14 protein-coding genes are annotated in these 9,428 nt (G+C 63.1%); 4 read left to right on the top strand and 10 right to left on the bottom strand.

The features are described 5' to 3' along the window. Positions 1-60: 60 nt before the first annotated feature. From IEX88_RS26170 to IEX88_RS26160, 3 genes are read right to left on the bottom strand one after another with little or no spacing between them, the layout of a single operon-like run. Positions 61-261 carry a hypothetical protein gene (locus IEX88_RS26170; RefSeq protein WP_188855422.1) on the bottom strand — a complete coding sequence of 67 codons (201 nt, stop codon included), beginning with the start codon at positions 259-261 and terminating at the stop codon, positions 61-63. Next, positions 261-653: a hypothetical protein gene (locus IEX88_RS26165; protein ID WP_188855421.1), complete on the bottom strand. Its 393-nt coding sequence runs from the start codon at positions 651-653 to the stop codon at positions 261-263. The genes IEX88_RS26170 and IEX88_RS26165 overlap by 1 nt, the downstream gene beginning before the upstream one ends. Then, positions 653-1,156: a DnaT-like ssDNA-binding protein gene (locus IEX88_RS26160; RefSeq protein WP_188855420.1), complete on the bottom strand. Its 504-nt coding sequence runs from the start codon at positions 1,154-1,156 to the stop codon at positions 653-655. Before IEX88_RS26160 ends, IEX88_RS26165 begins: the two co-directional genes overlap by 1 nt. 79 nt (positions 1,157-1,235) lie before the next feature. Between IEX88_RS26160 and IEX88_RS26155 the strand changes: the two genes are divergently transcribed. Next, positions 1,236-1,445 (top strand): hypothetical protein, encoded by a 210-nt coding sequence (locus tag IEX88_RS26155; RefSeq protein WP_188855419.1) that lies wholly within the window; start codon positions 1,236-1,238, stop codon positions 1,443-1,445. 43 nt (positions 1,446-1,488) lie between these two features. Here the strand turns inward: IEX88_RS26155 and IEX88_RS26150 are convergent, their stop codons facing one another. From IEX88_RS26150 to IEX88_RS26135, 4 genes are all read right to left on the bottom strand, one after another. After that, positions 1,489-2,043, bottom strand: coding sequence for a hypothetical protein (locus tag IEX88_RS26150; protein ID WP_188855418.1), 555 nt, complete (start codon positions 2,041-2,043; stop codon positions 1,489-1,491). Between the two features lie 55 nt (positions 2,044-2,098). Further along, positions 2,099-3,103 (bottom strand): hypothetical protein, encoded by a 1,005-nt coding sequence (locus IEX88_RS26145; protein ID WP_188855417.1) that lies wholly within the window; start codon positions 3,101-3,103, stop codon positions 2,099-2,101. 96 nt (positions 3,104-3,199) lie between these two features. Next, positions 3,200-3,982: a hypothetical protein gene (locus tag IEX88_RS26140; protein WP_188855416.1), complete on the bottom strand. Its 783-nt coding sequence runs from the start codon at positions 3,980-3,982 to the stop codon at positions 3,200-3,202. Between the two features lie 86 nt (positions 3,983-4,068). Continuing rightward, the gene (locus IEX88_RS26135; RefSeq protein ID WP_188855415.1) at positions 4,069-4,350 is read right to left on the bottom strand and encodes a hypothetical protein; all 282 of its coding nucleotides are present in this window, start codon (positions 4,348-4,350) and stop codon (positions 4,069-4,071) included. An 87-nt stretch (positions 4,351-4,437) separates the two neighbouring features. Between IEX88_RS26135 and IEX88_RS26130 the strand changes: the two genes are divergently transcribed. Continuing rightward, positions 4,438-5,052 (top strand): hypothetical protein, encoded by a 615-nt coding sequence (locus IEX88_RS26130; RefSeq protein ID WP_188855414.1) that lies wholly within the window; start codon positions 4,438-4,440, stop codon positions 5,050-5,052. Between the two features lie 172 nt (positions 5,053-5,224). Here the strand turns inward: IEX88_RS26130 and IEX88_RS26125 are convergent, their stop codons facing one another. Then, entirely contained in the window at positions 5,225-6,493 is a 1,269-nt protein-coding gene (locus IEX88_RS26125) for a DUF4055 domain-containing protein (protein WP_188855413.1), read from the bottom strand. Between the two features lie 220 nt (positions 6,494-6,713). Here IEX88_RS26125 and IEX88_RS26120 point away from each other — a divergent pair, with 220 nt between their 5' ends. Beyond that, positions 6,714-7,043: an SPW repeat domain-containing protein gene (locus IEX88_RS26120; protein WP_244640507.1), complete on the top strand. Its 330-nt coding sequence runs from the start codon at positions 6,714-6,716 to the stop codon at positions 7,041-7,043. Here the strand turns inward: IEX88_RS26120 and terL are convergent. Both terL and IEX88_RS26110 read right to left on the bottom strand, forming a co-directional pair. After that, a complete protein-coding gene (gene terL, locus IEX88_RS26115; protein WP_188855411.1) occupies positions 7,037-8,536 on the bottom strand; it encodes a phage terminase large subunit in 1,500 nt (499 codons plus the stop codon). The two genes, IEX88_RS26120 and terL, sit on opposite strands and share 7 nt — an antisense overlap. Beyond that, the gene (locus tag IEX88_RS26110) at positions 8,490-8,975 is read right to left on the bottom strand and encodes a terminase small subunit (protein ID WP_188855410.1); all 486 of its coding nucleotides are present in this window, start codon (positions 8,973-8,975) and stop codon (positions 8,490-8,492) included. Before IEX88_RS26110 ends, terL begins: the two co-directional genes overlap by 47 nt. Positions 8,976-8,999: 24 nt before the next feature. Between IEX88_RS26110 and IEX88_RS26105 the strand changes: the two genes are divergently transcribed. Continuing rightward, entirely contained in the window at positions 9,000-9,425 is a 426-nt protein-coding gene (locus IEX88_RS26105; RefSeq protein ID WP_188855409.1) for a hypothetical protein, read from the top strand. The last annotated feature ends 3 nt before the right edge of the window (positions 9,426-9,428 follow it).

Genomic DNA, 9,428 nt, shown 5'->3' with positions numbered 1-9,428 from the left:
GCCCTCTGCAAAAGAGAACAGCCTAACCACTGGCCGGATTTTACTCCGCCGCACTCGGCGTTATGCCGGCGCTCCTGTGGCCTGGTTTGTCACCGCCGTGCACACATCGACCGCGCCAGCAACGTCTCCGCGTTCAAGCTTCTCGACCACTGCCTTCAGCGTGACGCCGTTGCGTATGTCGTCGATAGCGGCCAGGAACGCCTCACGCAGCGCCTTGTCATACCGGGAGAGCAGTGTTTCGATCGTGTCGCGGATCGCCATCAGGATTCCAGCGTGATTTCGTAGAGGAGCGTCATGCTGCCCGGAGCCAGCGGCAGAACCTTCGCGATCATCAGCCAGATCGTGCCTTCGCCCACCTCGTCCGTGCTGAGGCCGATGGCCACTGCGTCCTCATCCTGCGGCTCTACGCCGGCGGCTGTGCTGACGAGCAACTTGTGCGAAGTCTGATCTATCAGCGTGCCAGTGGCGTCGCGCAACTCGCTGTTGAGCTCCACCACTTCGATCGCTGTGAACTCGGACGAGGTCGTCCCCGCGTCCGGGTCGTATGGGTCCGGATCTGCAGCGACGCTTTTCCGAAGCACGGCCGCCTTGCCGAACCGAGCGATGAGGCGCTCGGCTGTGGCTCGCGGGCGGGTATAATCGAAGGTCTGCATCACGCTCTCAATAGGAAGGAAACGCCGCCAGTCGTGGTGGCGCTGTCACTGGTGAGGAGACCGGAAAGGATGTCGTCGATGATGGACACCACCGGACGCGCGGCCGCCGCGTCGATTGGCGTTGCGTACTCGGTCTCGATCGGCCCCACCTTCTCGCGCTTGATCAGAGTTCCGGCGTCAAAGTCTGGCGCGAGTGAGCCCGGCGACGACAGTTCCCGCGCGGCAGCCTCAAATGTCGCGTCGAGCACTTCGGACGGAACCTCGGTCTCGCCGATCTCTTCGCCGGATGCGTCGGTCGCACCGACCCGCGGCCATTCACGCGTCTGGGCCCGGCCCTCCGCCTTTCGGCCAGAGAACCGCGCGCGATAGCGCCCGTCGATGTAGCCCGATGCGCGGATCAGCGCCGCATCTCGAGCCGTTTCGGTGGCGGAGGCCCATGCGGTGCTCCCCCGAGCGAGGAGATAGGCATCGGCTTCTGCCCGGGTGCCATAGGTGTCGGCCATGGGACGCCCTCGATCTGGTTCGGGTCGGATGTCACGAAAAGAGCGGTCGCGCGTTCAGCCTCAATCAGAGGAGGACCAAATGAGCGAAACGGATAAGAAAACCCCAGCGGCGCCGATCTCGGACGGCGTCAATGCTCGTCCCAAGAACGAGAACATCAGCCAGACCGCAGGCGGTTTGCCGAACGATTCCGGCCACGCCATCGAGGTCGACGACGCGGAAATCGAGCGGGTCAAAGAGAAGCTCGTAGGCGATGGCGGCGTCGCTGAAACTGAAGCCCATCCTTCGTAGCCAGCGATAGGGCCGCCCGAGTTCAGAGGCGGCCCTACTGACCTTATCGGCGGCGCGCGACCTCGGCGGCGATGATCGCGTTGGCCTCTTCGGTCTTCACGTCGTCTCGGCCGCTGATCTTCTCGGCAAGCGCGACACGAGTGCGCCAGTGCGAGCCTTCCCAGTCGGTGGGGATCTCGGCACTGTTGCCGCCGATTTCACCGTCCGTACCGACGCCGGCGGTCGCACCAGACAGATCGACGTCTTCCGGCTTCTCCGCCTGCTGACCGGTCCCGGCCTTCGTGTTGCTCGCCTCGACGCCGATGCCGCCAACGTTGGCGACTGCCGGGTTGGGTGCGAAGTTGCCAGCACTGTCCGACAGCGTCGGAGCGGTGCCGGCTTTGTCGGGCTGCGGCTGGTCGATATCGCCGAGGGCGTCGGTGGACTGACGGGATGCCTTCTCAGCCTGCGCGGCCATCTTGTCGAAAGCTGCTGCCAGCCGTTCGACGGAGTTGCCACCGGTGCGGTTCGCGCGGGCCCGTAGGATCTGTGCGCGGCTTTCGTCACGGCGTGCGATCGCCTCCGCCAGGAGCGGATCGTTCTGAAGTTCGGAAGTCATGGATTTTCTCCAGGATGATGGGGCGGGGGAATAGGCGGGGCCGAGGCCCCTGCCCTCAGCCGTTCGTGATGACGGCCACCATGCGGATCAGCTTCGGATCGTAGACACGGGTCCAGCTGCCGCCCGCAGCCAGTTCCGCATCTGTGACGCCGGACGCGGAAGCCGGGGTCGCGCTGAACTGGACGCCGCGCGGGTGCATGACCCAGTGGCGGCGATACCAGACCGTCTCGACGCCCTCGCCGTTGCCGGCGGACGGCGCGCTGTCGAGCTCGACCGGCTTCTTGGGCCCACCGGCGCCGGTTGCCTCGGCATAGCCGATGGCGCCGTTGCCGAAGAGGTAGGACGTGTACTTGAAGCCGCTCGTATCGCCAGCCTCGCGCGGGCACTGGTCGGACACGAAGACGTCCTTGTCGTCCCACCGCGTGAACTCGAGCCCAGTCACCGGGTCGCGGCCGAATTCGATCGCCCGCTGGGCCCGCAGGTTGTAGAACACCCGCGAGTGCATCATCACCGCGGACAGCGTCTGCCCATACTCCCCGAGCAGGGCATAGGCATTCGACGCGACCTCGGCATCGAGATTGATGGGTGCGACGGCGCCGTCTTCTGACGCCACGTCGAGCACGTTGCCGGCCATGCCCGCCGAGGCGAACACGCCCGCCATCTGCTGGCCCATGATACGCTGCTCTTCGCGCACCCAATATTCGGCGATGAGCTGAGCGACGGCGTCGAGCGGATCCTCGGCGAGCATGGAAGCGACCAGATTGGCCGACTGCCAGCCGTTGTTGCGGCGGATCTTCCGAGCCATGTCCTGGCCCTGGGTCAGCTTGTTCGGCGTGGCGTTCTGGGCCGGATCATCGGTCGAGACGTTGGAGATGCCGGTCAGGTCGTTCCAGAACGGCATCTGGACGAGATCGCCAGGGCCGTTCGCGAACTGCTGAAGCTGCGCGTCGGCCGAGACGATTGGCGAGTTGCGGATGCGCGAAAGCTGCGCGATGCGCTGGATCGTCGTGGGGAGGAAGAGCGGGCCATAGATGACGTCGCTCAGGCGTGTGGTGGCCATGAGAGGCTCCTATTGAGACAGTGGGGTGAAAGGATCGGATCGGCCACCCCACTGGGCGCAGCCTGGCTCTGGTGGCGTCACTGACGCCGGGGATGCTTACCAGTAGGGCTTGATGCCCACGGCCTCGGCCATCTGGCGGGCCTTGGCGTCGTTCGCGACGATCAGCTCTTGCTGCTTCGTCCGGTTCGGGTTCTTCGGGTCGAACGGGTTCTCGCCGAAGCGCTTGCCGTCTCCGCCGCCAGCACCGCCGCCGGTCGGCTTGGCGATAAAGGGCTTGCCCTCGTCCTCGGTCGACCACTTGCGGACGTAGTCGGAGAGAGCGGTGCGGTCATTCACACCGTCGTCGGCGAAAACCTGGATGGCGTCGTCGTCCTCGACGAGCTTGATCTGCCCCTTCTCCTTCAGCAGCGCCTTGGCGGCCGGGAGGAAGGACTTGTCGATGCCGGCATCGAGCAGCGCTTTGGTCAGGCCTTCGTCGACCATGACACGGCGGAGTGTGCCGTCGAGCTTGTTGGCCCGTGCTTCGAGGCGGTCCTTCTCGGCCTTGTGCTTCTTCTCCAGGTCAGCCTTCTGGCGCTCGAGGCGCTCCTCCAGCTTCGGAGGCTCCTTGCCCTCGGCCAAGCCGCGCATCGTCTCGTAGGCGTCGGCGTCGAAGTCTTCCGGCAGGCCTTCCAGCCGGCTTTCGGCGGCGGTCAACTTGTCGGTGACGGCGCGCTTCTCAGACCGGACGCGATCGAGCGCCGCCTTCAGCGACTGCGCGCCGGGATGAGACTCGATCCCCTCGATCTGGAGGGCGAACTTGCCGTCCTTCTCCTCGTAGAGGTCGTGGAAGGCGGCATCGACGCCATCAAGGCTGTCGACGATAGCTTTCAAAGCCACTGGCTTGCTCCATAATCGCCCGCACTGCAGGCATTAAAAAAGCCCGCGGAAAGCGGGCCTAGGGAAAAGGGCGGTGAGGGTGGGGACTAAGCAGCGAGTCCGATCGGCTTGCCGACGACCATTCTGGTGCTGAGGACGAGGTTTGCTCGCTCTTGCGCTTTATCGAAGGTTGCGAACCCCTCGACCGTCGGCTTCCCATCGCCCGCGGCTTGGTAGGACAGCATGAAGGTGCCGCCTGCCACAATCTTAAAGATGCCGGCGACCGAGTTGCCGTCGACGATAGCCTGCCATGCCCGTGCGCAGCCGGCAGGAATGGCCCCTGTGATCAGGACCCACCCTCTTCGAGAAACATTCGCTTGCGCTGCCACTCGCCACTCCTATGTTGCAAATTCCGAATTGTGGACGGGGCTACCGCGCGGGAGCGGCATGCTTGATCGCGTAAACAGGGTATATGAATGCCGGACTGGGTTAGAAGGGTGAAGGCGGCTTTCGATGACGGCGCCGATCATGTTGGAGCCTGGCTGTCGAGCAATTTTCAACTGCTTCTGACGGTGGCTGCCGTTTCGGTCAGCGTTTACACCGCATATGTTTCCGTAAGAGTGTCCGAGACAGTCTATCTAGTGGGTTTTCGCCTCACCCCACCAGCAGAATATCGTAACGGCAAGGATAGCGAGAGCAGCTCGATCGGATTGACGTTTCAGGCTATCAACGCAGGGAATAGGCCCGCGATCATTGAAAGGGTGTTCGTTTCAGTTCAGAAGCTTAATGAGAAATCTTGTAAACACCCAAGCAATGACGATGGGAAGTACTTTCAGGGAAAGCCAGCTGACCCGAGTGATTTTGGCTTTCTGAAAACTGTAATTTTGCAGCCGGGGTCGGTGTCTGAGGTATCAACTTCTTTCCCCGATTTGCCGCTGGCGAAAGGCTCTCCTTTGCAAGCGCTTTGCCTTTTGATTGTCGGCTACGACTTTCAGGGGAAGCAGCGATTTGGGTCGACGCATGTTGCGAATGTAAGCTATTATAATGTTCAGCGAACCGCTGATCCACAGCGACTAGAGTTCATCAAGTAGCATCTTGATACCGCGTGCTGCCGAGTAGTGATGCAAGACCCGAAACCCATAACTGAGGTGCGATCTGGCACAGCAGCGCCGTTGTATTTCCACTCGATGGACGGCGCGCGCACACTATAATTTTCGTCCGTCTACAATATGCGAATACACTTAGAGACGTGTTGCGTCCCCCTCACCCACCCGCGGGTGGCAGCAACAGTGCAGCCCGGACCTCATCCGGCTCGAACTGCTCTCGCTGCATCTGCGCGAACTCTTCCTCGGCCGTCCGCTCCGAACTGGCAATCTCGCCGCGCTGGAGGTTCTCGTACAGCGTCTCGTAGCTGATGGCGTTGTTCTGCCAAGCCGTGACCAGCGCCGCGGCATCCTGCGGCGTCATGGTCGCGTCGAGGAAGTCGAGGTTCGGCTTGACGACCACCTCGTCCGGGTTGGCACCGGTCATGATGGCGATGTAGCGGAGCGCCTTCTCCAGCCCTGCTGCGCTTGATTGAGCGATAGAGGTCAAGGTAGCGGTCTGCGCCGCATACCGTAGCCGAAGCGCCTCACCGCTCTCCTGAGCGCGCTGGACGCTGTCGAAGATGCGAGCGCCGGCGGCGACGGCATTGTCTCGCTCGTCCTGAATGGCGACGCGGTGAGCGGCGATGCCAGTTCCTGCAGGGCCTACATACTTCACGTCAGGCCGAAGCTCGTTCCCCTCGGCGGTCTCTCCGCTCTTCAGGCTCACGACGATGCCCGCGCCGATCGCGGAAGGCGCATCGCCATTGATGACGACCATCGTTTCCTGTCCGCTCCAGAAGAGCTGATGGCGGTAGTCGGCGTCGAGCCGGTAGAGCGCCAGCGCCGCGCGGGCCACGCCGATCAGCGGCGGCTCGTCGGGCGCGACAGACAGATCGCGGCTGCTGATGACGACGAACGGGATCTCCTCGAACACACCGCCGCCGCGCTTGGTCGGCACGACTTCGCCGTCATCCTTTGTGGTCTCGCTGTAACGGCTGACGACATAGCGGCCGTCGAGCAATTCCAGCACCCGGAACTTGCGCTTCTCGGTCCAGGAGAAGCCCTCGCGTGTCAGTCCGCCCTCGTCGAGGACGTAGAAGTCGCGAGCGTCGGACCAGTTGATCAGCGCCTCGGCCGAGTAGCCGGCGAGGTAGGGCATGTCGCTGCCTTCCGGCGGGGCATCGACAAGGATGCCGTATCGGCCGGTCAGCAGAATGTCGGTTGTGACGCGGCGATGGAAAGCCTCGAGCGAAAGGCCGTCGACCGTCGCCTTCTCCCACAGCCCGAGCATGCTGGTCGGCAGGTCGATCTGCGTCTCGGTGCGATGGATGATGCCGACCATGCCTCGAACGGTTGGGCCCAGGATCTCGGGGAACTGCGCCCGCTTCATGTAGGCGCCGTACATGGCGCGGCCGCCATCGTCCTGGGCCCTGAAGCCGGACGGCATCGGCAGGTATTCCTCGGCCGCTTCCTTGACCGCATGCTGGCCGCGGGCGCAGTCGCGCATTTCCTTCCACTCGGGCTGCCGATCGGAGTAGTCAGGATGCTTCTGGTCGACAGATCCGGTCATCAAATAGGGCCTTTGAGGAACATCTGCCGTTGAAAGGATTTGTTTAACGGACCGCTAACCGGGGGACGTGACCATGATTCCGACCAGGATCCACGGCGTGATCGACTATCTCTACGGGGCGGTTCTGATTGGTGGCCCGTTCCTGCTGGGGTTCGCAGACGGCTCCGCGGCCGAACTCGTTCCCAGAATCCTGGGCGTAAGCGTGATCTTTTTCAGCCTGTTCACACGATACGAGCTGAGCCTCATCAAGCTCATCCCGATGAAGGTTCACTTGGCGAATGATGTCGTCTCGGGCATTTTCCTGGCAGCGTCGCCGTGGCTGTTCGGCTTCGCGGACCGTATCTGGTGGCCTCACGTCCTCGCGGGCGTGACATCGATCGTCATTCCACTGCTCACGAGCCGCAATCCGGCAGTCGTCCGTCAGTAGGCGCCGGCAGTCGTCGTGGTTAGCGTGCTTCCGGACTTACCTTCGCGCTTCATGGTGAGCCGCGCGAATGCGCCCGACGAGGCGTCGACCTGGTCCTTCGTCGCGCCATTCGGGAAATTCGCCATCTCGTCGAGGTAGGCTTCATTCCAAAAGCCTCGCAGCAACAACACGTTGCCGGCCTCAGCCTGCGCGGAAAACGGCGTGGCCCGTGTGACTTTGTCGCCTGTCTCCGCCTCGGCATGGACGTTCCAGCCGGCCAGCATCAGCACGAGGTCTTGAGCCTGCACCTTGCCAGCTTGACCAGGATCCTGCGGAAGGCTGATCTCCACGCCCTTCCCGTCGACCTCCGCCATGTTCTTGATGGCGACGCGGACCTGATGGCCCTCTTCCTGGAGCCGCTCGACGTGCCCGACGATGAAGCGCCCGTCCGGCATCTTCCCAAGCTTGACGCCCGCAGTGAATGCCTGACCGCTGCTGCCCTGCTTCTTCTTGCTGGCGGCGAGATCCCAGTGTCGAACCCATCGCGTGCCGGCGGGCGCCGCGTTGACGATGCCGAACCAGCCCCGCTTGAACAGACCGCCCTCGCGCGGCACAGGCCGCTGCTGGAACTGGCCGGCGACCGCATAGGAGCCCATCGGAATCTTGTCCCGCTCGACCACCTCCCGAGGGAAGCGATCGGGAAACAGCAGCTCGCCGTTGAACTCCCGCGGATCCACAAAGCCGATGGACGTCCGGCACCGACGCGCCGGCTCGAACTCCATCGGAAGCATCAGGTGCTCGTAGCCGAGCCGGAGCGCTTCGATCTGACCCGAAACGTCCTTCGAATGCAGACGCTGCATCACGACGATGATCGCCGATCGCACCGGATCGTTCAGTCGCGAAGGGACCGACTCCCGAAAGATGCGCGTTGTCCGCTCTCGCTCAGCGTCGCTCTCGGCCGTCTCGGTCGAATGCGGGTCGTCGATGATGACGCGGTCGCCGCGCCCGCCGGTGAGGCCGGCGAACGCAACACCCTCTCGGTTGCCCGTCTTCGTGTTGGCGAACGAGATCTCGCCTGCTCGCGCCATGGCGATCTCAGGCCAGAGGCTCTGGTACCACTCGCTGGTCACGAGGTCGCGCATGCGCCGGCTGTCACGCTTGACGAAGTCCTCCTTGTACGACGTCGTCAGATATCGCATGCTGGGGAAGCCGCGAGGCCCCCACTCCCATGCCGGCCAAAACACCGACACGATCAGCGACTTCATCGTTCCAGGCGGGATGTTGATCAGCAGTCGGGTGATGCGCCCGTCAGTCACCGCCTCGAGGTGGTCGCAGACGGCGTCTATGTGCCATCCGTGGATGTAGCGCTGGTTCGGCTCCAGAACGTGCCAAGCCTCACGGACGAACCCGACGAGCGTCTGGCACTTCGTGCGGATCCTCTCGGCGTCCTTGGCAACGCGGTCGCGCTCAGCCTGCTGCCGGCGCCTCTCCTTCTCCGCCCGGATCAGCCTCATGATCGTCGAGGCGGGCGGCAAGCGGACCGAAGATGCTCTCAAGGGCGGCAAGCTGGTCATCGGTGGCGCCTGTCAGGTCGACCGTCTGAATAGGAGACCCCCCAGGGCCGGAAAGTTCGCGGCGCTCGCTGTAGAGGCCGAGGAGCTTCGCCTTGTTCATCGTCGCGCTCATCGCCGCCTGTGCATTGCCCTGCTCGCGAGCGAAGTTGCGGTCTTCGTCGAGTTGATCGGCGATCGTCTGGATCGTCACCTTGGCCCTTCCCGCGGCGCGACGCTGCAGTTCCGCGACACGCTTCCGCACGTTACCGTTTGCTACCAGACGGGACGCGTGGGATCGGTTTGGCTTGTATCCGGCCTTTGCGTAGGCGTCGGTTGCGGACATGCCCTTGGCGAGGCTGCTGGCGAACAGCTCATGCTTCGGATTTGATAGTGCGGGCATGTCGCTGATTCTCGGGAGAGCACGATGGATATCGCAGGATCACTGGCTGCAGTTGGCTCCGCCCTTACGATCGTGAAGGAACTTCGGGCGGTCGATGCTCAGATGGATCAAGCGACGATGAAGCTGAAAGTCGCCGAACTCACCAGCGCTCTCGCCGACGCGAAGCTCGGCTTGGTCGACGTCGCGGACCAACTTCGCGAGAAGGACGCCGAGATCTCTAAACTTCGGGACGCTCTTCGTTACAGAGAAGACAACCTCATCAGCGTGAATGGCCTCCGCTATCACACGAAGGGAGTTCACGCTGTCGGGGCACCAATCTGTCCGGTTTGCGAAGCGAAAGGCCTGTTTCTTACCGTCGTCCGAGACGTCAGTTCTCCCGGCCATCCTTTCAAATGCCCCTCATGTAAAGCCAACTTTGGAAACGCGACGGTTTTTCGAAGTGCCGTGTAGCTG

The sequence above is a fragment of the Aureimonas glaciei genome (assembly GCF_014643375.1).
Lineage (GTDB): Bacteria > Pseudomonadota > Alphaproteobacteria > Rhizobiales > Rhizobiaceae > Plantimonas > Plantimonas glaciei.
This window is presented reverse-complemented; position numbering and strand designations above follow the sequence as displayed.